22 protein-coding genes and 2 pseudogenes are annotated in these 24,073 nt (G+C 71.1%); 8 read left to right on the forward strand and 16 right to left on the reverse strand.

Annotated features, from left to right (window positions below):
- Positions 1-26: 26 nt before the first annotated feature.
- Complete coding sequence (locus ACZ48Z_RS05070; RefSeq protein ID WP_468734373.1) at positions 27-1,166, reverse strand: DUF6777 domain-containing protein; 1,140 nt, start codon at positions 1,164-1,166, stop codon at positions 27-29.
- Positions 1,167-1,338: 172 nt separating this feature from the next.
- Between ACZ48Z_RS05070 and ACZ48Z_RS05075 the strand changes: the two genes are divergently transcribed.
- Positions 1,339-1,695 (forward strand): response regulator transcription factor, encoded by a 357-nt coding sequence (locus ACZ48Z_RS05075; protein WP_468734374.1) that lies wholly within the window; start codon positions 1,339-1,341, stop codon positions 1,693-1,695.
- Between the two features lie 7 nt (positions 1,696-1,702).
- Here the strand turns inward: ACZ48Z_RS05075 and ACZ48Z_RS05080 are convergent, their stop codons facing one another.
- The 4 genes from ACZ48Z_RS05080 to ACZ48Z_RS05095 all read right to left on the reverse strand — a co-directional run bounded on the left by ACZ48Z_RS05080 (position 1,703) and on the right by ACZ48Z_RS05095 (position 5,615).
- On the reverse strand, positions 1,703-2,389 hold the full coding sequence (locus ACZ48Z_RS05080) for a response regulator (protein WP_468734375.1): 687 nt from the start codon (positions 2,387-2,389) through the stop codon (positions 1,703-1,705).
- Entirely contained in the window at positions 2,386-4,110 is a 1,725-nt protein-coding gene (locus ACZ48Z_RS05085) for a sensor histidine kinase (RefSeq protein WP_468734376.1), read from the reverse strand. The genes ACZ48Z_RS05080 and ACZ48Z_RS05085 overlap by 4 nt, the downstream gene beginning before the upstream one ends.
- Before the next feature lie 97 nt (positions 4,111-4,207).
- Positions 4,208-5,173 carry an isopenicillin N synthase family dioxygenase gene (locus tag ACZ48Z_RS05090; protein ID WP_468734377.1) on the reverse strand — a complete coding sequence of 322 codons (966 nt, stop codon included), beginning with the start codon at positions 5,171-5,173 and terminating at the stop codon, positions 4,208-4,210.
- Entirely contained in the window at positions 5,166-5,615 is a 450-nt protein-coding gene (locus ACZ48Z_RS05095; RefSeq protein WP_468734378.1) for a nucleoside deaminase, read from the reverse strand. The genes ACZ48Z_RS05090 and ACZ48Z_RS05095 overlap by 8 nt, the downstream gene beginning before the upstream one ends.
- Positions 5,616-5,708: 93 nt before the next feature.
- On the opposite strand from ACZ48Z_RS05095, the gene ACZ48Z_RS05100 reads away from it, so the two are divergent.
- Positions 5,709-6,971 carry a PucR family transcriptional regulator gene (locus tag ACZ48Z_RS05100; protein ID WP_468734379.1) on the forward strand — a complete coding sequence of 421 codons (1,263 nt, stop codon included), beginning with the start codon at positions 5,709-5,711 and terminating at the stop codon, positions 6,969-6,971.
- Here ACZ48Z_RS05100 and ACZ48Z_RS05105 read toward each other — a convergent pair.
- Positions 6,968-7,867, reverse strand: coding sequence for a transglutaminase-like domain-containing protein (locus ACZ48Z_RS05105; protein WP_468734380.1), 900 nt, complete (start codon positions 7,865-7,867; stop codon positions 6,968-6,970). The two genes, ACZ48Z_RS05100 and ACZ48Z_RS05105, sit on opposite strands and share 4 nt — an antisense overlap.
- Positions 7,868-7,974: 107 nt before the next feature.
- The gene (locus ACZ48Z_RS05110; protein ID WP_468734381.1) at positions 7,975-8,949 is read right to left on the reverse strand and encodes a quinone oxidoreductase family protein; all 975 of its coding nucleotides are present in this window, start codon (positions 8,947-8,949) and stop codon (positions 7,975-7,977) included.
- A 101-nt stretch (positions 8,950-9,050) separates the two neighbouring features.
- Here ACZ48Z_RS05110 and ACZ48Z_RS05115 point away from each other — a divergent pair, with 101 nt between their 5' ends.
- The 3 genes from ACZ48Z_RS05115 to ACZ48Z_RS05125 all read left to right on the forward strand — a co-directional run bounded on the left by ACZ48Z_RS05115 (position 9,051) and on the right by ACZ48Z_RS05125 (position 13,106).
- Positions 9,051-9,380, forward strand: coding sequence for an ArsR/SmtB family transcription factor (locus ACZ48Z_RS05115; protein WP_468734382.1), 330 nt, complete (start codon positions 9,051-9,053; stop codon positions 9,378-9,380).
- Positions 9,381-9,486: 106 nt separating this feature from the next.
- Complete coding sequence (locus tag ACZ48Z_RS05120; protein WP_468734471.1) at positions 9,487-11,544, forward strand: hypothetical protein; 2,058 nt, start codon at positions 9,487-9,489, stop codon at positions 11,542-11,544.
- Positions 11,544-13,106 (forward strand): type 1 periplasmic-binding domain-containing protein, encoded by a 1,563-nt coding sequence (locus ACZ48Z_RS05125; protein ID WP_468734383.1) that lies wholly within the window; start codon positions 11,544-11,546, stop codon positions 13,104-13,106. The genes ACZ48Z_RS05120 and ACZ48Z_RS05125 overlap by 1 nt, the downstream gene beginning before the upstream one ends.
- 77 nt (positions 13,107-13,183) lie before the next feature.
- On the opposite strand, the gene ccsB is transcribed toward ACZ48Z_RS05125, so the two are convergent.
- The 7 genes from ccsB to hemL form a co-directional block, all read right to left on the reverse strand.
- Positions 13,184-14,281: a c-type cytochrome biogenesis protein CcsB gene (ccsB, locus tag ACZ48Z_RS05130; protein WP_468734384.1), complete on the reverse strand. Its 1,098-nt coding sequence runs from the start codon at positions 14,279-14,281 to the stop codon at positions 13,184-13,186.
- Positions 14,278-15,990, reverse strand: a complete 1,713-nt coding sequence (resB, locus tag ACZ48Z_RS05135) for a cytochrome c biogenesis protein ResB (protein WP_468734385.1) — start codon at positions 15,988-15,990, stop codon at positions 14,278-14,280. The genes ccsB and resB overlap by 4 nt, the downstream gene beginning before the upstream one ends.
- Positions 15,991-15,993: 3 nt before the next feature.
- The gene (locus ACZ48Z_RS05140; RefSeq protein ID WP_468734386.1) at positions 15,994-16,767 is read right to left on the reverse strand and encodes a cytochrome c biogenesis CcdA family protein; all 774 of its coding nucleotides are present in this window, start codon (positions 16,765-16,767) and stop codon (positions 15,994-15,996) included.
- A gap of 2 nt (positions 16,768-16,769) precedes the next feature.
- Complete coding sequence (locus ACZ48Z_RS05145; RefSeq protein ID WP_468734387.1) at positions 16,770-17,378, reverse strand: TlpA family protein disulfide reductase; 609 nt, start codon at positions 17,376-17,378, stop codon at positions 16,770-16,772.
- A gap of 66 nt (positions 17,379-17,444) precedes the next feature.
- Positions 17,445-18,722 (reverse strand): polysaccharide deacetylase family protein, encoded by a 1,278-nt coding sequence (locus ACZ48Z_RS05150; protein WP_468734388.1) that lies wholly within the window; start codon positions 18,720-18,722, stop codon positions 17,445-17,447.
- A gap of 198 nt (positions 18,723-18,920) precedes the next feature.
- On the reverse strand, positions 18,921-19,616 hold the full coding sequence (locus ACZ48Z_RS05155) for a histidine phosphatase family protein (RefSeq protein WP_468734389.1): 696 nt from the start codon (positions 19,614-19,616) through the stop codon (positions 18,921-18,923).
- The gene (gene hemL, locus ACZ48Z_RS05160) at positions 19,613-20,932 is read right to left on the reverse strand and encodes a glutamate-1-semialdehyde 2,1-aminomutase (RefSeq protein WP_468734390.1); all 1,320 of its coding nucleotides are present in this window, start codon (positions 20,930-20,932) and stop codon (positions 19,613-19,615) included. Before hemL ends, ACZ48Z_RS05155 begins: the two co-directional genes overlap by 4 nt.
- Before the next feature lie 533 nt (positions 20,933-21,465).
- On the opposite strand from hemL, the gene ACZ48Z_RS05165 reads away from it, so the two are divergent.
- Entirely contained in the window at positions 21,466-21,903 is a 438-nt protein-coding gene (locus ACZ48Z_RS05165) for a hypothetical protein (RefSeq protein WP_010986216.1), read from the forward strand.
- Positions 21,904-21,935: 32 nt separating this feature from the next.
- Positions 21,936-22,217, forward strand: a pseudogene (locus tag ACZ48Z_RS05170) (mobilization protein); the annotation flags it as partial.
- Positions 22,218-22,233: 16 nt separating this feature from the next.
- Here the strand turns inward: ACZ48Z_RS05170 and ACZ48Z_RS05175 are convergent.
- Positions 22,234-22,407: pseudogene (locus ACZ48Z_RS05175) on the reverse strand (flavoprotein); the annotation flags it as partial.
- Positions 22,408-22,444: 37 nt separating this feature from the next.
- Here ACZ48Z_RS05175 and ACZ48Z_RS05180 point away from each other — a divergent pair.
- Positions 22,445-22,594 (forward strand): hypothetical protein, encoded by a 150-nt coding sequence (locus ACZ48Z_RS05180; RefSeq protein WP_468734391.1) that lies wholly within the window; start codon positions 22,445-22,447, stop codon positions 22,592-22,594.
- Positions 22,595-22,864: 270 nt separating this feature from the next.
- Here ACZ48Z_RS05180 and ACZ48Z_RS05185 read toward each other — a convergent pair whose 3' ends face one another.
- The gene (locus ACZ48Z_RS05185; protein WP_468734392.1) at positions 22,865-23,980 is read right to left on the reverse strand and encodes an alkene reductase; all 1,116 of its coding nucleotides are present in this window, start codon (positions 23,978-23,980) and stop codon (positions 22,865-22,867) included.
- Between the last annotated feature and the right edge of the window lie 93 nt (positions 23,981-24,073).

Genomic DNA, 24,073 nt, shown 5'->3' on the forward strand with positions numbered 1-24,073 from the left:
GTGGCACCGGCGCCCCGCCTTCGGCGTCAGCCGCCGTCGGGCGTACCGCCGAAGAATCCGTCCGAGGCGGACGCCCCGGTGTCCGTGCCGTCCCCGCCGGGTGCCCCGCTCCCGACGACGCCGGTCTCCCCCGGCGTGGGGGTCCCGGTCACGATGACGGCGCTCTCCACGGTCAGCGTCACCGGCGACGCGGCCGGGACCTCGGTCCCCGCTTCCGGGCTCTGGGCGAGGACCGTGCCGGGCGCGGCCGTACCGGTCACTTCCTCGGTCCGGGTCACCTGGAAGCCCTGGGCCTCCAGAGCGGCCTGCGCGTCGTCGGCGGACTGCCCCCGTACGTCGGGGACCGTCACCGACGGGGTCTGCGAGTCGGTGGGCGTGACGGACGGGTCGTCCGGGTGCGGCGGCTCCGGCAGCACCGCGTCCACCGTGCCGTCCGAGCCCGCCTCGCGCGCCAGCCCGGTGCCCTGGTCCTGGACGTCGACGAGCTGGAAGACCTCGACCGGCTCGTCCTGCGGCGCGGGCTTGACCTTGACCAGCTTCTCCGCGTCGTACGACGCCCATTTCCTGTTGCGGTCGTCGAACTTCACGTCGGCCTTGTCGATGTCCTTCTCGTACGCGGCCAGCGGGTTGCCGCAGCTGCACTGGACCACCGGTTTCCCCAACTGGTCGACCAGGACGGCGATGCCCGCTTCGAGCAGCGCGTCGAAGGGCTTCGCCTTGCCCTTCCTGAAGTCGTGGTTCCTGACCAGGGTGTCGGCCCGCAGCAGGACGGGTGTCAGCTTCTTCACGAAGCCGCCGATCTCGCCGGGGCCGCCGAGCTTCTCGGCATCGGCCCACGCCTTGGCCTTGTTCCGGTTCGCCGGCTTCTTGAGGAAGTCGACGAGTTGTGCCTTGTCGCAGTGGCCGGCGTCCCGGGTCCCCCCGTACAGACCCGGGGCGCCGCCCTCCAGCTCCCCCGAGAGGTAGTCCATCGCGACGTCGATGGCGATGTCTGCGCCGAGCCGCACGAAGAAGGGCGCCGCGCTCAGCGCTCCGCGCGCGACGGCCTTGACGAGGACCTTCTCGGCGGGCTTGTCGGCGGGGCACTTGCCCGCCAGCAGGCCGAGAACGGCCAGGACCAGCGTCAGCGCGACGACCGTGCGCCCTCTCCCCCGTATGCGTGTCATGGTCTTCCTTCTGGCTCCTTCTGGCCCCTTCCGCGTCGCCGGCCGGCGAACGGTCACGTCAGTGTGGGCGGCCGGCGGGGGCCGCCACATCGGGGTGGGCACGGGATGGCGGGGGCCCGGATCCCGTGCCCGCACGGATGACGGGCCGGGTGCCCGCGGTGACCATGAGGTCATGCCCCGCACCGTGCTGATCGTCGACGACGACCCCGGATTCAGAGCCGTGGCACGGGCGTTGCTGGAGGCGGACGGCGATTTCGCGGTGGCGGAGGCCGGTTCGGGCACCGAGGCGCTCGCCGTCGTGGTGCGGTCGCCGCCGGATGCCGTGCTGCTGGACATCGGGCTGTCCGACGGGGACGGGTTCGCCGTCTGCCGGGCGCTGTACGGGGTGGCCCCGGCGGTCCCCGTGGTGCTCTGCTCCGCGCGGGAGGCCGAGCTGTACGGAGAGCGGCTCGCCCGGTCCCCGGCGGTGGGGTTCCTCGCGAAGGAGCGGCTGTCGGCGGCGGCGCTGACGCGACTGGTCGCCCCATGACCGGCCGCTATTCGTCGGAGGCCAGGTACATCAGCACCGCCCGCACCCGGCGGTCGTACAGCTCCTTGGCCTCGGGCCTCAGTCCGAGCTTGTCGAAGAGGGTGTTGACGTGGTCCTCCACCGTCCTCTTGCTGATGGACAGCGTCGCCGCGAGGGCCGAGTTGGACAGTCCGCGTGCCATGAGTTCGAGGACCTTGAGCTGCTGTCCGGTGAGGGCGGCCAGGCGGTCACGGCGGCCCGGGGTGCGGTAGAGAGCGCGCTGGATCTCGCCGTCGATGGCGTATCGTCCGGCGCCGACCTGGTCGACGACCTCGGTGACGAAGTGCGCTCCGGAGACCCGGGACTTGAGCTGGTAGCCGATGCCTCCCGCGGCGGTCGTGGACCCGGCCTCCAACAGCCGCCGCAGATGGGTCAGTTCCATGTCCTTCGACAACAGCAGGATGCCCACCGACGGGTGGTCGCGACGGATGTCGACGGCCGCCCGCAACCCCTCCAGGGTGTGCGTGGGCGGCATTCTGATGTCGATCACGGCGAGGTCGGGCAGGGTGCCGTCGACGGCGGCCCGCAGCTCTCGCGCGTCCGCGGCCCGCGCGGTGATCTCGTGGCCCTCGTCCTCCAGGATGGCCGCGAGTCCCAGCAGGTAGACGGGGTCGTCGTCGGCGAGCACGATCCGCAGGGGCCGGTGCCCGCTCATACCCGCTGCTCCTTCGTGGGCAGCGTCACGGCGACCACCGTGCCCTCGCCGGGGCGGGAGCGGACGGTCAGTCCGCCGTCGTACGCGGAGACCCGGTGGCGCAGTCCTAGCAGCCCGGTGCCGCCGTCCGACAGGTCGGCGCCGCCGACCCCGTCGTCGGTGACGCTGAGGCTCAGGACCCCGTCGGTGTGGTGGAGGTCGACGTGCACCGTGCGGGCGTCGGCGTGCCTGAGCACATTGCTGACGGCCTCCTTGACGACGTAGTACGCGGTGAGTTCGACCGGCTCGGGCAGCTTCGGCAGTCCCTCGGCACGCAGGTCGACGGGCAGGGGCAGGTCGGCGGTGAGCGAGCGCAGCGCCGGCACCAGCCCGGCCTCGCTGAGCACCACGGGGTGGATTCCCCGGGCGGCCACGCGCAGTTCGGCGTGTCCCTGTTCCAGGGTGGCGAGCGCCTCGTCCAGAATCCGGGCGAGCTCAGGGCGGCTCGCCGCGCGATCCAGTCGGCGGCGCGCGATGCGCAGGTGCAGGCCGAGGTTGACGAACTTCTGCTGGGCCCCGTCGTGCAGGGCCCGCTCCACCTCGCGCCGCTGTTCGTCGCCGGCCTCGATGACCCGGCGGCGGGAGGCGCGCAGTTCGGCGACGAGTGCCTGGTTGTCGAGCTCCAACGCGGCGGCCGAGACGACCGCCGCCAGGACGTGCCGGTCCTCCCTGAGCGCCGGGTCGTGCACGAGGATGCCGACCCGCCGCCCGCCGCGCTCCAGGACGCTCGTCCACTGCCCGGGCCCGGCGGTCAGGGGCCGCCCCCCGGTGTCGGTGTATCCGTCGCCGTCGCCGTCGGGGAATCCGAGGCGGAGCGACGCGTCGTCCAGCGTTCGGGCGAGTTCGTCCTGGAGTGCGGCGCGGGAGGCGAGCGGCAGCCGGCGGAGCAGTTCGGCCACGGCCGTGCGGCCGAGCCGGATCCGCCACACCCCGGCGAGGAAGGCGAGGGGCAGGCACAGCACCGCCAGATGCGCGGCCGCCAGCAGCGTGGGATGCGACCACTGCCGGCCGGCACCGAGGGCCGCGTCCAGGGCGGAGGCGAGGCCGCCGACCAGGCCGACGGAGAGCAGCGGGGCGAGTTCACGGCGGTACGGCCGGGAGGCCCGCGCCCAGCGCCACAGCAGTACCGCGACCACGGCCGCGCTGACGACGAGCTGCACGGCGTCGGTCAACTGCCGTAGCCACGGCACCGGGTGCACGAGCACCAGGTTCCGCGTCACCGACCTGTGGAAGAACACGGCGACCGGCTGGAGGACGAAGGCCACCGCGCAGCCGACGGTCAGCAGCACCCGGTCGGCCACGGCGGCCGGCGGGCCGTCGTCCTCGCGGGAGCGCAGCCGGCCGTAGGGAAAGACCAGCAGCAACGGGATCAGGAACCCGGTGGACGCGGAGCGCAGGAACAGGCCGACGGTGTGGGTCAGCGGGTCGGTGGAGATCTGAAGGTCCTCCGCGAACCAGCCGATGCCGACGAGCAGCATCAGCAGCCCGACGATGTTGCCGGGCCGCCGCAGCCGTGCCAGCAGCCCGGCGCCGAGGTACAGGCCGCCGACCGCGCCCGAGAACAGCGTCGTGGTGGAGTCGGAGTACCGGTCGGGGGCGGTGACGACCAGGACGTGGCCGCCGAAGGCCGTACCGAGTGCGGCGAGGACGACCGCGGTGCGCCGCGGGGACGGGCCTGCCATAACCGCCTCCCCCGTGACGGCCGTTCACATGCGCTTCCGTTCCTCACGGTACGCGATCGGCCGGTTCCCGTACGGAGTTTCCGGCGCGGACCTCCGCTCAGTCCACCGTGATCGAGTCCAGCTTCTCCCGCAGGTACACATGCGAGTCCACCGCCTCGTAGGCCACCCGTCCAACCGGTGCCGGGACGGACTCGACGGTCGTGCCCGGGGTGCACTCGCCGAAGTAGACCAGGGACATCAGTTCCTCGGCGGGCGCGTCGGCCGGCGGCGGGAGCACCCGGTGCCGTCCGGACCGCCACCGGTCCCCGGTCCAACGGGCCATCAGGTCACCGATGTTGATGGTGAAGGCGTCGGGGTCGAAGGGCGCGTCCTCCCAGCCGCCCTCGTCGGTGAAGACCTGGAGACCGCCCTTGCCGGCCTGCCGGTCGAGGATCGTCACCGTGCCGAAGTCGGTGTGCGGGCCGATGCGGAACTGCCCCGGCTCCGGCTCCCCGACGACCTCGACGCCCGGGTACCAGTTGATGTTGAAGCCGTACGTCGGATGGTCCATGTGCCGGGAGAAGAAGTCGGCTCCGAGCCCGAGGGCCTCGCCCAGAAGAGACAGCAGCCCCTTCTCCAGCTCGGCCATCCGCTCCAGGTACTCCTCGCACAGCGACCGGAGTTCCGGCACCTCGTCGGGCCAGACGTTCGGCGCGTACCACTCGGCGTTGACGGCCGGGTCCTCGAAGGGCTCGTGCGTGGCGAAGGTCAGCGACTCCTTGAGGTCGGGCGGGGTCTCGGTGCCCTCCGAGTAGCCGTTGGCCTCCGCCCCGGGACCGAGCCAGCCGCGGCCGCCGACCTTCGCGGTGTACGGCTGCTTGACGTCCACCGGCATCCGGAAGAAGGTCCGCGCGGCTTCCCGGATGCGGGAGCGCAGGGCGGGGTCGACGCCGTGCCCGGTGACCAGGAAGAACCCGGCCGTCTGGAGGGCGTCGTCGAGGGTGCGGGCGATGGCGGCGCGGGCCTCGGGGTCCCCGGAGAGCCAGGGGCGCAGATCGATCGTGGGGATGCGGGGCTTACTCACCGATGTCCTCGTTCCACAGTGCGGGGTTCTTCTCGATGAAGTCGGTCATCATCCGGACGCATTCGGGATCGTCGACGAGCACGATCTCCACACCGTGCCCGGCCAGCCAGTCGTGCCCGCCGTGGAAGGTGGTGGCCTCTCCGACCACGACCCGCCCGATGCCGAACTGACGGACCAGACCGGAGCAGTACCAGCACGGCGAGAGGGTGGTCACCATCGTCGTACCGCGGTACGACCGCTGTCGTCCCGCCGCCCGGAAGGCGGACGTCTCGGCGTGCATGGAGGGGTCGTCGTCCTGGACGCGCCGGTTGTGGCCGCGTCCGAGGAGGGTGCCGTCGGCGCCGTAGAGCGCGGCCCCGATGGGGATGCCGCCCTCGGCGAGCCCGGCGCGGGCCTCCGCGACGGCGGTGGCGAGCCACTGCCGGTCCTGTTCCTGATCCATGTCTCTCACTCTCCTGTGGCCGAAACACGAGGGCAACGTGCGGAAAGTACTCTCCCGGCAGCCCACATCCGGACGAACTGTCGGGAGGCGCGCATGCCCGCACTCACCCTTCGCGAGATCCTTGCCCTCGATCCGGTCCGCGCCGCCGAGCCCGAGCTGCTGGCCGGACACACCGCGCTGGACCGCCCGGTCCGCTGGGTGCACTCCAGCGAGGTGTACGAGGGCGCGAACTTCCTGGACGGCGGCGAGCTGCTGCTCACCAACGGTTTCGGGCTGACGGACGCCGCCGAGGAGGTCCGCCGCCGTTACGTCCGCGAGCTGGCCGCGCGGGGTGCCACCGGGCTCGGAGTGGAGGTCGGCCGTTCGCTGCCGGTGATGCCCGCCGAGGTCGTCGACGAGGCCCGCCGCCGTGAGCTGCCGCTGCTGGCCCTGCACCGGGTCGTGCCCTTCGTACGGATCACGGAGGCCGCCAACCGGGCGATCGTGGCCCGCGGCCTGTCCGGCCGTGCGGTCGTACGGCCGTGGGGCGACGACCATACGGCGGCCCTGCTCGCCGACCTCGCCGACCGGGCGGCACTGAACCAGCCGGAGGTGGAGGCGCGGGCCGCGCTCGCGGGCTTCCACCCCGGCCCCGGCGCCCGGCTGATCGGGGTCTCCCTGCACGGCACCCGGGACGTGAGCACGGTCGACCGCGCGGTACGGCTGCTGGGCGGGGCGGGTGTGCTGCGGGCCGCGTTCCCCGGGGACGTCCTGGCGCTGCTCTCGCTGCCGGGAGCGCGCCCCGGCGACCCCGTGAAAGCGGTGCGGGAGGTCTTCCACAAGGCCGCCGACCCCGGCCTCACGGTGGCGGTGGGCCACGCGGTCTCCGCCACGGACAGCGGCTGGCTGCGCTGGAGCGACACGCTGCGGGCGGCCCGTACGACACTGGAACTGGCGCTGACCGTCCCGGCCGCCGAGCCCGCCGTCCCCGACGGCCCCGTGGTGACCTCGTCACGGGCGCTGGCGCTGGAGCGGGAGCTGACCAGGGGCGGCCTGGACGCCAACCGGGAACGCCTGTCGGCCCTGGTCCACCACACACTGGGCCCCCTCCTGGCCTGGGAGGCGGCCCACCCGAGCGATCTGGTCCGCACCCTGGAGACGCACCTGCGCAACGGCTGCTCCCCCACCCGCACCGCGGCCCTCCTCCACATAGGCCGCCAGTCCCTGTACCAGCGCCTGGAGCGCATCGAGTCACTGCTGGACCTCGACATCGACGACCCGGACCTGCTCGGAGAACTCCTGACGGCGACCTGCGCCCACCGGGTGGTCCGGGGAACGGGAACCGTCGTACGGCGCGGGCTGCGGACGGTGGCCTAGCGAAGGGTGACGAGACTCGGCCCGTTGAAGGGTGCGTAGGACGTCACCGTCGCCGGGGTGCGCAGGACGTCCTCCTCGTCGAACAGCCTGCGCGCGGCCTCGATGGAGACTTCGCCGCTGACGACCGGGGCGACACGGTCGTAGAACGCGCGCGACGGCTCAGGCAACGGCGTCCCGGGCTCACCCTCGTCCTCGCCCCACACGTCCCACAACAACGTCTCCACCTTGTTGAGCGCGGCCAGGTCGAGCCGGATGTTGCCGGCCACGAACCGCTCCCCCTGGAAGGGCCCTTCCTGCGGCGGGTGCAGACCGAAGGTCGTCTCGTCCGCCCCGCCCTCCCGGATCGCCTGCCAGGCCTCGCCCGCGACCAGGAAGCGTGAGCGGGGGACGTCCATCGGATCGAAGTCCACCGGCCAGTTGGCCGTGATCCCGGGGTCGGTCAGCTGGGCGTCCGCCAGCGACCAACCGCGTTCCTCGTCCCAGTACTCGGTGACGACGTGGTCGTGGTGGAAGCCGGTGGAACCGAAGTAGTCGGCGAAGCCGGACCGCAGCCGCGCCGGGACGCCCGCGTGCCGCAGGAACGAGACGTGCAGCAGCGCGAAGTCGCGGCAGGTCCCGACGAACCGGTCGCCGGGCTCGCGCCGCACGGTCAGCGCGGCGGAGTTCCGGTCGACGACGATGCGCAGGATGTCGTCGATGTAGCGGGACTCCGCGTCGTTGTGGAGGCGGTCGGCCGGATGGGTGTGGCCGAAGAGCTCACCTTCGCCGCGGTGGATCATCACATCCCGTACGACACGGGCCAGTCGGGCGGGGTCGCGCGGCAAGTCGTCGTAAAGGGAGGCGAGTTCGCCCGGGTCGGAGAACGTGCTCTGGACGGCGTGGAATGAGCGGGACACGGCAGGCCTCCCGAAAGGCGTCACATCGACCACGTGTTCGATTGCGGGCCGGTGCACCCCACCGTGTCAAAATCCCCGGCTCCGTGTCCAGAACCCGGCCCGTCCTGTCAGCCGTTCACCCTCAGCAGGAGCTTGCCCGTGCTTGCCCGCCCTCCCATCAGCCGGTGCGCCTCCGCCGCCTCGTCCAGGCCGAACTCGGCGGTGACCGGCAGGGTCACCGTGCCGTCGGACACCGTCGCGAAGGCCTGCTCGGACAGGGTTCGCAGCTCGGCGGGGGCGGTCTGGGCGAGGGTGAGGATGGAGAAGCCGGCGACGGAGATGCCGCGGGGGTACAGCTCGGGCTGGCCCACCTGCCACGGCGGGGCCCCGCTCGCGTTGCCGAAGGAGATCAGGCGGCCGTACACCGCGAGGGAGGCCAGGGAGGCGCGGAGGGTGTCGCCGCCGACCGGGTCCAGGGCGAGGTCGACCCCCCGGCCGCCGGTCGCCGCCCGCACCGGCTCCTCGAAGTCGCCGACGAACACCTCGTCGTACCCGTGCTCGCGCGCGTGCGCCACCTTGGCCTCGCCGGACACCACGCCGTACACGGTGGCCCCGGCCCGCTTCGCCAACTGGCCCGCCACCGTGCCGATCCCGCCCGCCGCGCCCTGGACCAGGACCGTCTCCCCCGGCTGGAGCCGGCCCACGGTGTGCACGAGGGCGTACGCGGTCGGCAGCACCGAGGGCAGGGTGGCCGCCGTGCGCAGGTCGAGGCCGGGCGGGAGCGCGAAGACGTTGTCCGTGCCGACGACGGCCACGTCCGCGTAGCCGCCGCCCCCGGCCAGCGCGGCGGTCACCTCCTGGCCGACGCTCAGCCCGGTCACGCCCTCACCGAGCACCCGCACTCGCCCGGACACCTCCAGACCGGGCACGAACGGCAGCTCCGGCACCCGGTAACCCTCCGAACGCGCCTTGAGATCGGCGAAGTTCACCCCGGCGTACGCGACGTCGACACTCACCTGGCCGGGGCCCGGCGAGGGCGACTCGGCCTCGACCACCTTCAGTACTTCCGGACCGCCGTACTGCTGGATCTCGATCGCGCGCATGTCCCACCTCTGCTGTTCAATGAAAACCGAACACTCCCCACTGTATGGTTTTCATCGAACACTCTGCAAGCGGAACAGCGGAAGCGGAACAGAAGGAATCCATGAGCAGCACCCCGCGGCACCGAGCCGCTCCCGAGCACATCCATCCGGACGACGTCCCGGTGCTCACCGCGCTCGCCGCGCTCGCCGACCCCGTCCGCCTCGTCATCGTGCGGGAGTTGGCGGCCCGGCCCGAGTGGGCCCTGGCCTGCGGCAGCTTCGACGTGCCCGTGGGCAAGGCCGGACTCAGCCATCATCTGGCGGTGCTGCGTGCGGCCGGACTCCTGGAGCAGCGGGACGAGGGGCCGCGGCGCATCAACCGGCTCCGGCGCCCGGAGTTCGACATCCGCTTCCCAGGGCTGCTGGAACTCGTGCTGCGAACGGACGCCTGAACGCTCACCTATCGACATTTTCGTAATCCAACGGACATCCCGTGATCTAGTCCGAACCAACTCCCCCTCCTTACCCTGGTCTTGATACACAGCGCGCATGGGGGGAATGCGGGTGCACAGACAGCTGCACGGGCGCGGGGCGCTGTTCGACACGGATCCGGCGGGGCTCGCGCCCCGGCTCGTGGGGTTACGGCCCCATCAGCACCGGGCCACGGCGGTGGAGCATCCGCAGGAGCTCCCCTTCGTCGTGCTCACCGGCAGCCGCGGCCGCGGCAAGAGTGCGATGCTCGGCGAACTGCGGGATGCCTACAAGGGGCACACCCCGGTCGCCCTGATCGACTGCGAGGCCGCCGAGTTCACGGCGCCGCCCGCGGGCCGGGACGCCGAGGCCTGGTCACCGGTGTCCCAGGCACTGCTGGTGATCGCCGAGCAGCTCGCGGAACCGGTGACCGGCGCGGGCCGCATCACCTTCCCGCGGCTGATGTCGGGCCTGGTCGCGGTCGCCGCGGGCGGCTGGCGGGACGCCGACTCGGAGCGGATCCGGCGCGAGGTCGAGCGGATCCTGCTGCTGAACGAGAGCGGATCGTGGATCGCCGGGTTCGCCGGACGCTGGGCCGGACGGGTCGCCGCCAACGTGGCGGCTGCGGCCACCGGGACCGGGCCACTGCTGTCCTCCGCCATCGAGGCCACCCTGGAGTCCATCTCCGACAGCTTCGTGCACCGGCGCCAACAGCGGGCCGCCACCTGGTGGCGGGACTACCCCAACGCGAGCCGCAACGCCCGGCGCGGACTCATGCTGCTGTCCGGGCACTTCAGGGCCGGCGGCACCTCCCGCGAGCACGCCGAACGCCATCTGGTCCGCGCCCTGCTCGCCGACCTCACCGACGCCTACACCGGCATGCTGCCCCGCATGCAGCGCCTGGGCCGCCCGCTCGTCCTCGTCGACAACGCGCAGTCCGCGCCGGGACCCGGCCTCACCGACCCCGTCCTGAGAGACCGCTCCGAGGGCATCGCCGACCAGGTCGTCTTCATCAGCGCGCTCCGCGGCTCCGGCCGCCCCGCCCTGCGCAACGCCGTACGGCACACCCTCCCCGAGGTCGCCCGGCGCACCGACTGGACGCCCGACCCCGCGTCCCCGTCCTCCCGCGCCCTGCTGGTCTCGCTGCCGCCCCTCACCGCCGACGACACCCTGCACATCGTCGACGAGCACCAGGTCCCGCCCCAACTCCCGCACGCGATCCACCGGTTGACCGGCGGCAACCCGCTGGGCATCGTGCTGCTGACCGAGTCCGCCGCACAGAACAGCACTGCCTCCCTCGGGGAGTTGCTCACCTCGGACGTCCGGCTGCACGAGGACCGTGACGGCCGGCCCGCCTACGTCGAACTCCTCGACCGGCTGGTGCCCGCCGACCGGCTGGAGGAGCTGACGGTGCTGGCCGCAGCCCACGACCACGACTCCGCCACCGCTCTCGCCGAGGCGCTCCTGCCCGACGACTTCGGCCCGGCCGACGTACGGGCCCTGCAGACCCGGCTCGTCCAGGAAGGGCTGCCCGAGGAGCCGGGCCGGTTCGTCGGCGACCCCTTCGTGCGGACGCTGCTGCTGCTCCGGCTGCACCACCGGGCCGCCGACCACGGACGGTGGCGCGAGGCGCACGAGACGCTGATCCAGCGCTACGAACCCACGGACCGGTATCACCTGCACCACCAGCTCGCCCTCGGGACGACCGAGCCGGCCGTCGCCCACCTGCGCGACACGTTCACCGACCTGGACACCGGCAGCTGGCTGCGCACCCTGCGGTTCATCGCCTCGGCGCCCTACTTCCACGCGCACGACGCCGAGGGCCACGACTTCGACGCCCGCGACGACCGGCGCGCGGCGATCGCGCTCGGCCGCACGGACGCCGCCCAGCGGGTGCCGGACGGCGTGAACCCCGTACTGCATCTGCGGATACGGCGGCTGCTGCACGCCGTGTGGCAGCTGACCGACCCGCTGGCGCTGCCCGACCCGAAGGTCTGCGACCGGCTGCGCTTCGAGCTGGAGCAGCTGTCCAACCTGCGCCCGGCCGGCAACGCGCTGCTGTGGCGGGCCTCCCGGGACTGGCCCGAGGACGCGCTCGCCGGGCGCGCGCTCAGGATCCCGGACGACGACGAGGGGGAGGCGTGATGGCCGGCAGGGGACTCGGAACGTGGCTGCGTGAGGGCGTGTGGGAGATCCCGCTGCGCCGGTACCTCGCGATCGTGCTCGGGGTGGCGGTGCTGGCGGGCCTGGTCCTGGGCGTCCGCACCCTCGCCCACGACGACCGCTCCTGCGCGCCGGGCGTCGTGCGGCCCGAGGGCAGCGACGAGTGCGTGGGCGTCTCGGCGACCGCCTACGACTGGGGCCGGGCCCCGCTCAGGCCGGTCGCCAAGGCGATCGACCGCGAGAACAGGTCCATCAAGGGCCCCTACGTCACCGTCGCCCTCCTCGAACCGTTCACCGCGACCGACGCCGACAACCTCGGTGACGTCCTGCACGAGATGCAGGGTGCGTACCTCGCCCAGTACCAGGCCAACCACCGGTCCAACGGGACCGTCCCGGCGATCCGGCTGGTGCTCGCCAACCCCGGTGCCACCGGCGCCCATTGGGAGCACACCGTCGACCGGCTGGCGGGCATGACCGGGGCGAAGGACCGGCTGCGGGCGGTCGCCGGGGTCGGCCTGAGCACCGCCAACAACAAGCGGGCCGTCGCCGCCCTCACCGCCCGCGGCATCGCGGTCGTCGGCACCTCCATCACCGCCGACAACCTGGCCAACGGGCAGAACGGCAAGGACCCCTTCCCCGGCCTCGCCCGGGTCGCCCCCACCAACACCGACGAGGCCCGCGCGCTCACCTCCTTCGCCCAGGTCGCGGCCGACAAGGCGGTCCTGGTCTACGACGAGAAGGCCGACGACCGGGACGACGGCGACCCCTACTCGCTGACCCTGCAACGCTCGTTCGAGAAGCTGCTCAAGGGATCGCCGTACGCGCCCTGGTCGTTCAACCCGCCCGACGACCGCGCCCAGGAGGGCTCCACCGCCAACGACTTCGAGCAGATCACCCACCTGGTCTGCGACACGGATGCCGGCACCGACACCATCCTCTTCGCCGGACGCCACACCCAGCTGCGGCAGTTCATCAACGCGCTCGGCGAACGCGGCTGCCAGAAAAGGAGGTTCACCCTGCTCACCGGCGACGAGGCGTCCTACCTCACCGGTGACAAGGACCTGCACCGGGACGCCCTGAACCGCAACCTCACCGTCCGCTACACCGCCCTCGCCCACCCGGACGCCTGGACCACGTCCCCGCCCGCGACCGGGGGTTCGGCCGCCGACGCGAAGGTCCTTGCGGAGCTGGTGCGCGCGGGCCAGGGCGCCAAGGTGGGCCCGATCGGCACGGTCGACCTGGAGGACGGCCAGCTGATCATCGCCTACGACGCGATGCGGCTGACGTACCAGGGCATCCGGTTCGCCAAGGGCACCAAGGACATCCCCACGCTCGAGGAGGTCCGCAACGAGTGGCGGCTCATCAAGGGCACCCAGCAGCGGGTCGACGGCGCGAGCGGCTGGATCTGCCTCGACAACCACGGCAACCCGTACGACAAGGCCGTACCGATCGTGGAACTGACCCCGCAGGGCACCGCCCGCTTCGTGAGGATCGCCTGGCCGGAGAAGAAGCCGCCGGCGAAGGAGTGCCTGCCGCCGGCGTAGCGCGCGGCCCTCGCGCGTACGGCGAAGGCCGGTTCCGGTGACTCTCGTCGCGGAACCGGCCTTCGCCGCAAGAGGGGTCAGACGCCGGCGTAGGAGTGCTTGCCGGTGACGAAGATGTTGACGCCGTAGTAGTTGAACAGCCAGCAGCCGAAGGCGATCATCGCCAGGTACGCGGCCTTGCGGCCCTTCCAGCCGGCGGTGGCGCGGGCGTGCAGGTAGCAGGCGTAGGCGACCCAGGTGATGAACGCCCAGGTCTCCTTCGGGTCCCAGCCCCAGTAGCGGCCCCAGGCCGACTCGGCCCAGATCGCGCCCGCGATGATCGTGAACGTCCACAGCGGGAAGACGGCCGCGTTGACCCGGTAGGAGAACTTGTCCAGGGTCGCGGAGGCGGGCAGCCGCTCCAGGAACGAGGTGGCGAACCGGCCCGGCGTGCCGCCGCTCGCCAGCTTGCTCTCGTACGAGTCCTTGAACAGGTACAGGATCGTGCCGACGGCGCCCACGTAGAAGACCGCGCCGCACAGGATCGCGGTCGAGACGTGGATGTACAGCCAGTACGAGTGAAGGGCGGGAACCAACTGGTCACTGGCGGTGTACAAGACAGTGACGGCGATGCCGAGATCGAGGAGGACCGTCGTGATCAGGAACAGGCCGAGCCAGCGCACGTTCTTCTTCAGCGCGAGCAGCGTGAGGTACACGCCGACGGCGACCGTGGAGAAGGTGATGTTGAACTCGTACATGTTGCCCCAGGGGGCCCGCTCCACCGAGGCCGCGCGGGCGACGACCCCGGCGAGCTCGATGAGGAACGCGAGCACGGTGAGGGACACGGCGATACGGCCGTAGAGGTCGCCCTGCTCGTCCCCGCCGTGCGCCCCGGGCCCGTCGGGCACGTCCCGCGCCCCGGCCGCGGCCCGCACCACGACCTGCGGCCGCTCCAGTACGGCGGTGCTGCCGCCCTTGCTCACGGTGACGGCCGGCGCCTTGGCCTTGCCCGCGGTGCCGGTGAGCGCGGCGGCGGTGCGGCCGACCTTGCTGCGGCTGCCGAGGAGCCATTCGGCGATGTACGTGAAGAAGGCCAGGGTGTAGACGGCCATCGAGGAGTAGATCAGCGTGTTGCTGATGTTGGCGAGGTGTTCGTTGGTGGCGGTGGCCAACTCGGTTGCGGCGGCGAGAGTCACTTGGTCTCAGCCCCTTCGGAAGGTACGACTCGGGGTTCGGGGGTGGTGTCGTCGTGCGGTGGGTCTTCGTCGGGGCCGGGCGCACCCGGTGCCTGGTCGTACAGGATTCCGGCGAGGTCGCCCAACTCCTCGGGGAGCTTGGCCGACTCGCTGCGGCCCAGGCCCGCCATCTCGACGACCGTGACGCCGTCGGCGCCGCGCACCGCGCGGACCCAGACCCGGCGGCGCTGGATGAAGAGGGAGGCGGCGAGGCCGAAGATCGCGGTGAGGGAGCCGGCGAGGGCCCAGTCGGTGCCGGGCTGCTGGACGACCTGGAAGTTCGCCCACTGCCTGGTGCTCTCGTAGGTGATCGACCCGGCGCCGTTCGGGAGCTTCATGGTCTGGCCGGGCTTCAGGTTCTCCCTGAGCTGGGCGCCCTTGGAGTCCTTGAATCCCTTCATATGCGACTTGTCGAGCTGGTACACGCTCTGCGGGATGCCCGAGTTGACGCCGAGGTCGCCGTAGTAGGGCGCGAGGTTGAGCACCGGGTTGTTCAGCGCGGGGAAGGTGGAGGCCGTCTCGCTGCCCTTGGTGTAGGTCGGCAGGAAGAACGCCGAGATGCCCAGCTGCTCGCTGACGCCCTTGGTGTTCTTGTAGCCGTCGAGGACCTTGACCACACCGGTGGAGGTGACGTTGGAGTCGAGCGGCAGCATCGGCACGGCGTCGCGGTAGACGACGTCGCCCTTGCCGTCGCGGACCGTGATGACGGGCGCGTAGCCGTGGGCGGTGAGATAGACCTTCGCGTCGCCGACCTCCAGCGGCTCGTTGACCTTGACGAGGGTTTTCCGGCCCTTGCCGTAGGCGCCCTCGCTGTAGGTGATGGCCGCCTGGTAGAGGCGCGGGGTGCCCGTGTTGGGGCCGCTGGTCTCGTAGGTGCCGGTGAACTTGTTCAGGGTGAAGCTGAGCGGCACCAGGTCGCCGGTGTCGAAGAGGTTCCCCGACTTGAAGTCGTCGTACTGGGTGAGGGTGTTGGAGAAGCCGTCACCCTCGACGATCAGCTTGTTGCCCTCGGACTTGAAGAGCTGGCCCCAGGCAAAGGCGGTCAGCATCACGATGAGGGCGATGTGGAAGGCGAGGTTGCCGACCTCGCGGAGGTAGCCCTTCTCGGCGGCGACGTTGTCACCGACGAGGTGGGCACGGAAGCGGCGCTTCTTCAGCAGGGTGAGCGCGGCCTCTCGGACCTGCTCGGGCTCGGCCTCGGTGCGCCAGGTGGTGTGGGCGGGCAGCCGGGTCAGCCGCTTGGGGGCGCCCGGCGGGCGGCTGCGGATCTGACCGACGAACTGCCAGGTGCGGGGGATGATGCAGCCGATGAGGGAGACGAACAGCAGGATGTAGATCGCGCCGAACCACACCGAGCTGTAGACGTGGAAGAGGCCGAGCTTGTCGTAGACGTTCCCGAGGGTGGGGTTCTTCTTGACGAAGTCGGCGACCTTCGTGGCGTCGGTGCCGCTCTGCGGGATGAGCGAGCCGGGGATCGCGCCGAGCGCCACCAGCAGGAGCAGCAGCAGCGCGACCCGCATGGAGGTCAGCTGGCGCCAGAACCAGCGGGCCCAGCCGATCACCCCGAGGGCCGGCATGTTCAGGGACTCCGCGGGCGCGGTGGACAGCTGGGAGCCGGCGGCGCCGAGGTCCTGGTCGGGGGCGGGAGCGTCGGGTGTGGTCTTGCTCATGGATCAGATCCCCACAGTGAAGCCGGCGGACCAGGACTGGACGTCCTGCACGAGGCGGTCCCACGCGCCGGTCAGCAGCAGCAGTCCGGTCACGATCATCATGGTGCCGCCGATGCGCATGACCCAGACGTAGTGGCGCTTGACCCAGCCGAAGGCGCCGAGCGCCTTGCGGAAGGCGACCGCGGCGAGCACGAAGGGCACGCCGAGGCCGAGGCAGTAGGCGACGGTCAGTATGGCACCGCGACCCGCGCTGCCCTGCTGGGAGGACAGGGCGATCACCGAGGCGAGGGTGGGGCCGATGCAGGGGGTCCAGCCGATACCGAACAGCGCGCCGAGCAGCGGGGCGCCGACCAGGCCGGCGGCGGGCTTCCGGTGGAAGCGGAACTCCCGCTGGGTCATCCAGGGCATCAGGCCCATGAAGAAGACGCCCATGAGGATCATGAGCACGCCGAGCACCTTGGACAGCACGTCGTTGTTGGCCAGGAGGGTGTCCCCGAAGTAGCCGAACAGGGCACCGCTGGAGACGAATACGGCGGTGAAGCCGAGCACGAACAGGGAGGCGCCGGCGACCATGCGGCCGCGTCGGGCCTCGGCCAGATCGGTGCCGGCGACGCCGGTGACGTACGAGAGATAGCCGGGGACGAGCGGGAGGACGCACGGCGAGAAGAACGAGACCAGCCCGCCGAGCAGTGCGATGGGCAGCGCGACCAGAAGGGTGCCGCTGAGCACGGTCTGGTTCGGGTCGGTCGCGGCGGCGAGCGTGGTGAAGGTGCTCACGTCTACTTCTCCGCGAGGACCGGAGCGATCATGCTGCGCAGCTTCTCTTCACTGAGTGGCGCCAGCGAGCGGGCGGCGATGCCGCCCTCCCGGTCGAGGACGAGCGTGGAGGGGATGGTCTGGAGGTTGAGCGTGCCCTTCTTGAAGCGGAGCATCAGCTTGCCCGTCGGGTCGTACAGGCTGGGGAAGGTGACGCCCTGCTCCTTCTCGAACGCGCGGGCGGGGGTGACGCTGGTGTCACGGGTGTTGATCCCCACGAACTGCACGCCCTGGCCCTTGAGGTCCTGGAAGACCTTCTCGAAGCCCGGCGCCTCGGCCCGGCACGGCGGGCACCACGAGCCCCACACGTTGAGGACGACCACTTTGCCCCGGTAGTCGGCCACATCGAGCCGGCCGCCGTCGATGGTCTTTCCCGACAGGTCGGGGGCCTCGGCGCGCTCCCCCTTCTTGGCGGTGGAGATGCCGTCCGTCCCCATGACGAAGTTGGTGTCACCGCCGCCCCCCGAGGTGCCCCCCGAACCGCACGCGGAAAGGGTCAGCGCGGCTGCCGCGGTGCCTGCGACGAGCAGGGCGGCACGGGTTCGGGAGCGGCTAGGCCTGGCGGCACTCATGTGAAAAGTTTCGCATGCCCGTTCTGGGGATCTTGCGCACCCCCCTTGCGGGCGGAAACCCGCATTTCAGGCGGCGTTCGAGGACGGTGAGGCGGTGTTCGTGGCGGGGGCCTTGAGGAACCCGTTCCAGCCACCGGCCGGCTGCTGGCCGACGTCGAGCGTGCGGAGTTTGGCGAGCACCTCCGGCTTCTGTACGTCCATCCAGTCGACGTACTGCCGGAAGGAGACCAGCCTGACGTCGGCGCCCTTCTCCTTCTCCCGCGCGATGTGCGTGAAGGCCCGCTCGACGGCGTCCATGTAGATGCCGCCGTTCCAGTGCTCGAAGTGGTTGCCGACGAAGAAGGGGGCGCGGTTGGTCTCGTAGGCCCGCTTGAAGCCGTCGATGTAGGCATTGGCGGACTGCTCGCGCCAGGCCGGGTAGTTGTGGGCGGGCGCGTTGGTCGAGTTGATCGACTGGTTGGCGAGCATGTTGTAGTCCATGGACAGGACCTCGAAGCTGCGGCCGGGGAAAGGTATCGCCTGCAGGGGCAGGTCCCATATGCCGTTCTTCTTCTCGGGCCAGACCTGGCGGCCGCCGGGCGAGGAGGCGTCGTAGCGCCAGCCGAGTTCGCGGGCGGTGGGCAGCAGGTTGTTCTGGCCGAGCAGGCAGGGGGTGCGGCCGCCGACGAGTTCCTTCTCGTAGTCGAAGGGGAGGGCGGGCAGATCGGTCCACCCCGTGTTGGTGCGCCACTCCTTGACGAAGGCCTTGGCCTGCGTGATCTCCGAGCGCCACTGCGCGGGCGTCCAGTTGCCGACGGTGCCGTAGCCGGAGCAGAAGTGGCCGTTGAAGTGGGTGCCTATCTCGTGCCCCTCCAGCCAGGCGCGGCGCACGTTGGTCAGGGTCGCCTTGACGTGCTCGTCGGTGAGGTAGCCGATGTCGGAGGCGCCGCGGGCGTTGTTCGGGGGGTCGTAGAGCCGCTTCTTCGACTCGGGCAGCAGATACAGCCCGGAGAGGAAGAAGGTCATGTGCGCGTCGTGCTTCTTGGCGAGGTCGAGGAAGCGCGGGAAGAGGCCGTTGCCGACCTCGCCGGCCCCGTCCCAGGAGAAGATGACGAACTGCGGCGGGGTCTGACCGGGCTCCAGCGGCACGGGCTTGGCGGGCTGGCGGGGCTGCTTGCCGGTGAAGGAGGTCGAGCCGTCGCCGATGGGGCGCACGGTGACGGGCTTCTTCGTCGCGCTCGGCGTGGAACCCGCGGCATGCGTCGCCCCGTCCGACGGAGTGGGGGTCCCGCACCCCGACAGTCCTACGGCGGCCGCGGCACCCGCGCCGAGTCCGAGTGCTCCCCTTCGGGTGAGAGAGTGCATGCTTCCCCGATTCGTGACGTTCGCTGGTGGTCACCCAGTCAGAGGAGACGATGGCGGGGAAAGTTCCGGTGCTATTTCCGGATTCGGTAACAGAGACACCCCGAGGGGGCGCGGGGCCGTATCGATATGCGGCTCCGCCGCGTGGGCGCGACCAGCCACGACGGCCCCGCAGTTCCCCACGGGCCTTCAGCGGAGCGGCTACGCCCCGAACCCCTTGGACCCACCCTTCACCGGCTTGGCCCCGGCCCGGAGATGCACCGGCACCAGATCGATCGCGGGCTCGCTGTAGCCGACGGACACGATCCTGTCGCCGCGGTAGGTGAAGGACGTGAGGGACGCGAGCGTGCACTGCCGCTTGCGCGGGTCGTGCCACAGCCGCCGCTTCTCGACCCAGGACCGCACGATCCAGATCGGCAGCTGATGGCTGACCAGTACGGCCTCGTGCCCGCGCGCCCGGTCCCTGGCCGCGTCGAGCGCGCCCTTCATCCGGACGACCTGGTCGACGTAGGGCTCGCCCCAGGACGGCTTGAACGGGTTGACGAGGTGCTTCCAGTTGTCCGGGTTCTTCAGCGCGCCGTCGCCCACGCCGAAGGTCTTGCCCTGGAAGACGTTCTCGGCCTCGATGAGCCGCTCGTCGGTCGCGATGTCGAGGCCGTGCGCCTTGGCGATCGGCGTGGCGGTCTCCTGCGCCCGCTCCAGCGGGGAGGCGACGACATCCGTGACGTCCCGGCCGGCCAGATGCTCGGCGACCCGGTCGGCCATCTGCCGCCCGAGCTCGGAGAGGTGATAGCCCGCGAGACGGCCGTAGAGCACCCCGTCGGGGTTGGCGACCTCACCGTGCCGCATGAGGTGTACGACGGTGATGTCGCTGTTGTTCTCGAACGTCCCGCTCATGCTGCCGTGGCCTCCGCCGCCGCTCGGGCCGCCGCCGGAAGGGCGTCGGCGATCCGCTGAACCGCCTGCTCGTCATGGGCCGTGGACACGAACCACGACTCGAAGGAGGACGGCGGCAGGTAGACGCCGTTCTCCAGAAGGGAGTGGAAGAACGCGGTGAACCGGAACGACTCCTGCGTCCTGGCGTCCTCGTAGGTGCGCACCGGCCGGTCGGTGAAGAACACGGAGAACATGCTGGAGGCGTTCTGGATCGTGTGCGCGACGCCCTCCTTGCCGAGCGCCTCGCCGACCAGCGACCGGATCTGCTCGGACACGGCGTCGATCCTGTCGTAGGCCGCGTCGTCGAGCAGCCGCAGCTGGGCGAGTCCGGCGGCGGTGGCGACGGGGTTACCGGAGAGGGTGCCGGCCTGGTAGACGGGCCCGGCGGGCGCGAGGTGCGCCATGACGTCGGCGCGTCCCCCGAAGGCGGCGGCGGGGAACCCGCCCCCCATGACCTTCCCGAAGGTCATCAGATCGGGCTTGACCCCGTCGATGCCGTACCAGCCACTCCTGCTGGTCCGGAAGCCGGTCATGACCTCGTCGGAGATGTAGAGGGCGCCGTTCTGCGCGCAGGCGTCCTTGAGCCCCTGGTTGAAACCGGGCAGCGGCGGCACGACGCCCATGTTGCCGGGCGCGGCCTCGGTGATCACACAGGCGATCTCGCCGGGGTGCCGGTGGAAGGCCTCATGGACGGCTTCGAGGTCGTTGTACGGCAGCACGATGGTGTCGGCGGCCTGGGCACCGGTGACGCCCGGGGTGTCGGGAAGCGCGAAGGTGGCCACACCGCTGCCCGCGGCGGCGAGCAGCGAGTCGACGTGACCGTGGTAACACCCGGCGAACTTGATGACCTTGGTGCGCCGGGTGAAGCCGCGGGCCAGCCGGATCGCGGACATGGTGGCCTCGGTGCCGCTGGACACGAGCCGGACCTGGTCGACGGGCTCGACCCGCCGGACGATCTCCTCGGCGAGCGCGACCTCGCCCTCACCGGGGGTGCCGAAGGAGGTGCCCTTCGACACCGCCTCCTGGACGGCGGCGATCACCTCGGGGTGTGAGTGCCCGAGGATCATGGGGCCCCAGGAGCAGACCAGGTCGACGTACTCGCGCCCGTCGGCGTCCGTCAGATACGGTCCCGTGCCCGACACCATGAAGCGGGGGGTGCCGCCCACGGCACGGAAGGCGCGCACCGGGGAGTTCACGCCGCCGGGCGTGACGGCCGAGGCGCGGTCGAACAGGGCCTGCGAGACAGGCGCGTCGTATGAATAGGGCAATTCGCTCATGTCCTGCGACTTCTCCGACCTTCTGCGACGTTCTCTGGCGTTCTGCGACGTTCGCTGACTTCGTTGCCTGTGACTACCTCAGGGTAGGCCAGGCCTCGGAACCCCCCGGTGCCCGACGATCTGCGAAACTGGATGCAGATACACACAGCTCACGGAGACGATGGCACGGAGCCGTTCGTTCAGAGGCTGCGAAGATCCTGCGGACAGGTGTTTCAGCGCACGTTTCGGCGGGCGGCCGTGGGGGAGGTCACTGACACGATGATCGGGTTGCGCGGCGGGGGCCACGCGTCCTAGAAAAGCAGTCGGGTGGAGATATGCATCGCGGTGGCGGACTGGGCGAGGGGACCGATGACCTGGGTCCTCGACGTTCCCAACGGGGGAAGCACCGGCGCGAGGCGGAAGAGGCCAACGAAACCCGACAGGGACATGGCGCACCCGGTGCGCCGAGCACAGCCGGTGAGTCGGAACGCGACGAGCGACGTATCGAACGTCGGATCGATCGGTTGAGGGCGGGAAGCAGGAATGGTGGTCGGGTGGGGGTGACGTACAAGTACTTCGGCGCGCCCGACGGCGCGACCGCAGCCCGCGTCCCGATCTCGATGCGTCCCGAGGAACTCGGCGGCGACGAGCTCGGCATGAACGGCATGTTCACCAAGATCAAGCCGGAGACCATGGCGGCGATGGTCCTCACCGGCATAGAAGGCGTACCCCTCAGCAAGGTCCCTCCGCTGGAACTGGTCGTCCTCCACCCCGACTACGCGGTGGTCAAACTCCCCATGACGGTCGTGGACCCCCTGCGCGGCATAGGCGAGGAAGCGGTCGGCGCGGCGGCCTTCATCTGGTCGACGGTCCCGGACCGGGGCGGCCCCCGGGACGCGTTCAACGTCTACCAACTGCTGCACGAGTGGCAGGACTTCAGCCACCGACTCCATGAGGCAGGGCATCAGCCTTATTGCTTGGTTTGGCCCTGACCTGGGGTTTCACTGGTGGCGGGCGAGGTCTTCGGGTCCTCAACGACCGTGCCTGGAACGCCCTCGCCGCCGTGCTCGCCGAGGCAGAGGCCGCAGGCCACAACGCGGCCACCGTCCTGGACCAAGCCCTCGACCAACGAACCCTGGACGATGCACGCAGCCCGGCCCTCGCCCTGACCTGGCGAGTCCGCCACCTGGGCCAACGCCACGCACCCGGCCCACGGGCCCAGGCAGCCAACGCCCGGCACACCGTGCAACGCCCTGCTGCTCCGCCCCACATGACCCCATCAGCTTCGTCTCCGGAGTCCTCGAAGGGGCAGCGGCGGCTGATCACGCCCGTGTGGACAGCCGAGGAGCGAGCCGTTCCAGCGCTTCCTCCCAGCGGTAACGGTCGGCCCCACCGCCGGCCTTCGGCCGGTGTGGCTCGTACGAGCCGATCAGGACGCCCATCTCGCGCAGCCGCTCCAGGCTCTGGCGGTACGCGGGGTGGACGGCCTGGGCGGCCTGGGCGGAGACGCGAGCACGCTGGTGGGGCACGGGCTTGATCGACGCCACAGCGGTGCACACGGCGCCGATCCCCGCCGCGGCGGGGATCGGCCGGCCGCCGCTGCCCGCGCTGGAGAACTTCCTCATCACGTCCTGGTGGCTGTCGCACACCATGGTCCTGGCCCCGACCGGGGGTGCCCGGTGAACTCGCGGGTGCCGCCCTGTCATAGGCGTCAGCTGTGGCCGAAGGCCGCCGCGGTGGCCACGCACGAGAGCGATGTGCTCGACGAGGTCACCGAACGCAGGCTGCTGACCAGGAACCTGCGGACCGTGACCGCCCTGACGGACCCGACGGTCCTCGGTCCGGTGATCGCCGGTGTGACCGCGGGCCCGAAGGGGCGGGCATGGCGTCGCCGGTCGGGCGCCTGTCCATGGGTGCGTCGGGCCGGCGCACGGACAGGCGTGACCGTGGGGCTCAAGCCGCTTCGAGGAAGGGGTAGTCGGTGTAGCCCTCGGCGCCCGGCCCGTAGAACAGTTCCGGCCGCGGCTCGTTCTCCGGGTGGCCGCCCTGCCAGCGCTCGACCAGGTCGGGGTTGGCGATGAGGGCCCGGCCCACGGCCACGGCGTCGGCGTGGCCGGCCTCGATCTGCTGGAGCGCCTGCTCGCGAGTGGTCTGCCCCCCGCCGAGCGGGCCGGTGTTGACGATCAGCTTGCCGTCGAAGCGCCGCCGCAGCTCCTGTACCAGGTCGCCGCCCGGCTCGGCGTGCAGTACGGAGAGGTAGGCCAGGCCCAGCGGGCGCAGTTGGTCGAGCAGGGTGCCGTAGGTGGCCAGGACGTCGTCCCGGTCGGTCTCGAAGACGTCCCCGAGGTCGACCTCCGGCGAGATCCGCAGCCCGACCCGCTCGGCACCGACGGCCTGGGCAACCGCCGTGACGACCTCGACGACGAAGCGGGCGCGGTTCTGCGGCGAGCCGCCGTACTCGTCGGTGCGCTGGTTGGCCGCCGGGGTGAGGAACTCCTGGAGCAGGTAGCCGTTGGCGCCGTGGATCTCCACGCCGTCCGCCCCCGCCTCGATGGCCCGACGGGCCGCGGCGACGAAGTCCTCCAGGGCTGCCCGGATCTCTGCGGTGGTCATCGCTTCCGGTACGGGGTAGGGCTGCTCGCCCTTCTCGGTGAACGTCTTGTTGTCGATGGCGATCGCGCTGGGGGCGAGGATGCGGCGGCCGCCGTTGATGTCGGGGTGGGTGCCGCGGCCGGCGTGCATGATCTGCAGGACGATGCGGCCGCCCTCGGCGTGCACCGCCTCGAACACCCGCTGCCAGCCGCCCGCCTGCTCGTCGGTGGCGATGCCCGGCTCACCGACGTATCCCTGCGAAGCGTGGTCGGGGTAGGTGCCCTCGGTGATGATCATTCCGACGCTCGCCCGCTGTCGGTAGTACTCGACCATCAGGTCCCCGGGAATGCCGGAGGAACCGGCCCGGACCCGGGTCAGCGGTGCCATGACGATGCGGTTGGCGAGCTCGATCTTCCCGAGAGAGACGGGGGAGAAAAGCGACGGGGCGGGCGAAACTTCTGAAGTGTTGGCAGCCATGGGTTTCTTTCTTTCTGTAATACGGAGGGAAACGGGATGAAGGTCTGCGACGCAGGGCGTCCACATGGTCCGGCGGAGGCGCGGATGCGGCCC

This window comes from Streptomyces sp. NPDC031225, assembly GCF_055570355.1.

What these genes read in the sequence shown, in the direction of transcription:
- ACZ48Z_RS05070 (WP_468734373.1), bottom strand. Translation starts at nt 1,166, where the DNA reads ATGACACGCATACGGGGGAGAGGGCGCACGGTCGTCGCGCTGACGCTG.
- ACZ48Z_RS05075 (WP_468734374.1), top strand. Translation starts at nt 1,339, where the DNA reads ATGCCCCGCACCGTGCTGATCGTCGACGACGACCCCGGATTCAGAGCC.
- ACZ48Z_RS05080 (WP_468734375.1), bottom strand. Translation starts at nt 2,389, where the DNA reads ATGAGCGGGCACCGGCCCCTGCGGATCGTGCTCGCCGACGACGACCCC.
- ACZ48Z_RS05085 (WP_468734376.1), bottom strand. Translation starts at nt 4,110, where the DNA reads ATGGCAGGCCCGTCCCCGCGGCGCACCGCGGTCGTCCTCGCCGCACTC.
- ACZ48Z_RS05095 (WP_468734378.1), bottom strand. Translation starts at nt 5,615, where the DNA reads ATGGATCAGGAACAGGACCGGCAGTGGCTCGCCACCGCCGTCGCGGAG.
- ACZ48Z_RS05100 (WP_468734379.1), top strand. Translation starts at nt 5,709, where the DNA reads ATGCCCGCACTCACCCTTCGCGAGATCCTTGCCCTCGATCCGGTCCGC.
- ACZ48Z_RS05110 (WP_468734381.1), bottom strand. Translation starts at nt 8,949, where the DNA reads ATGCGCGCGATCGAGATCCAGCAGTACGGCGGTCCGGAAGTACTGAAG.
- ACZ48Z_RS05115 (WP_468734382.1), top strand. Translation starts at nt 9,051, where the DNA reads ATGAGCAGCACCCCGCGGCACCGAGCCGCTCCCGAGCACATCCATCCG.
- ACZ48Z_RS05120 (WP_468734471.1), top strand. Translation starts at nt 9,487, where the DNA reads ATGCGGGTGCACAGACAGCTGCACGGGCGCGGGGCGCTGTTCGACACG.
- ACZ48Z_RS05125 (WP_468734383.1), top strand. Translation starts at nt 11,544, where the DNA reads ATGGCCGGCAGGGGACTCGGAACGTGGCTGCGTGAGGGCGTGTGGGAG.
- resB (WP_468734385.1), bottom strand. Translation starts at nt 15,990, where the DNA reads ATGAGCAAGACCACACCCGACGCTCCCGCCCCCGACCAGGACCTCGGC.
- ACZ48Z_RS05145 (WP_468734387.1), bottom strand. Translation starts at nt 17,378, where the DNA reads ATGAGTGCCGCCAGGCCTAGCCGCTCCCGAACCCGTGCCGCCCTGCTC.
- ACZ48Z_RS05150 (WP_468734388.1), bottom strand. Translation starts at nt 18,722, where the DNA reads ATGCACTCTCTCACCCGAAGGGGAGCACTCGGACTCGGCGCGGGTGCC.
- ACZ48Z_RS05155 (WP_468734389.1), bottom strand. Translation starts at nt 19,616, where the DNA reads ATGAGCGGGACGTTCGAGAACAACAGCGACATCACCGTCGTACACCTC.
- hemL (WP_468734390.1), bottom strand. Translation starts at nt 20,932, where the DNA reads ATGAGCGAATTGCCCTATTCATACGACGCGCCTGTCTCGCAGGCCCTG.
- ACZ48Z_RS05185 (WP_468734392.1), bottom strand. Translation starts at nt 23,980, where the DNA reads ATGGCTGCCAACACTTCAGAAGTTTCGCCCGCCCCGTCGCTTTTCTCC.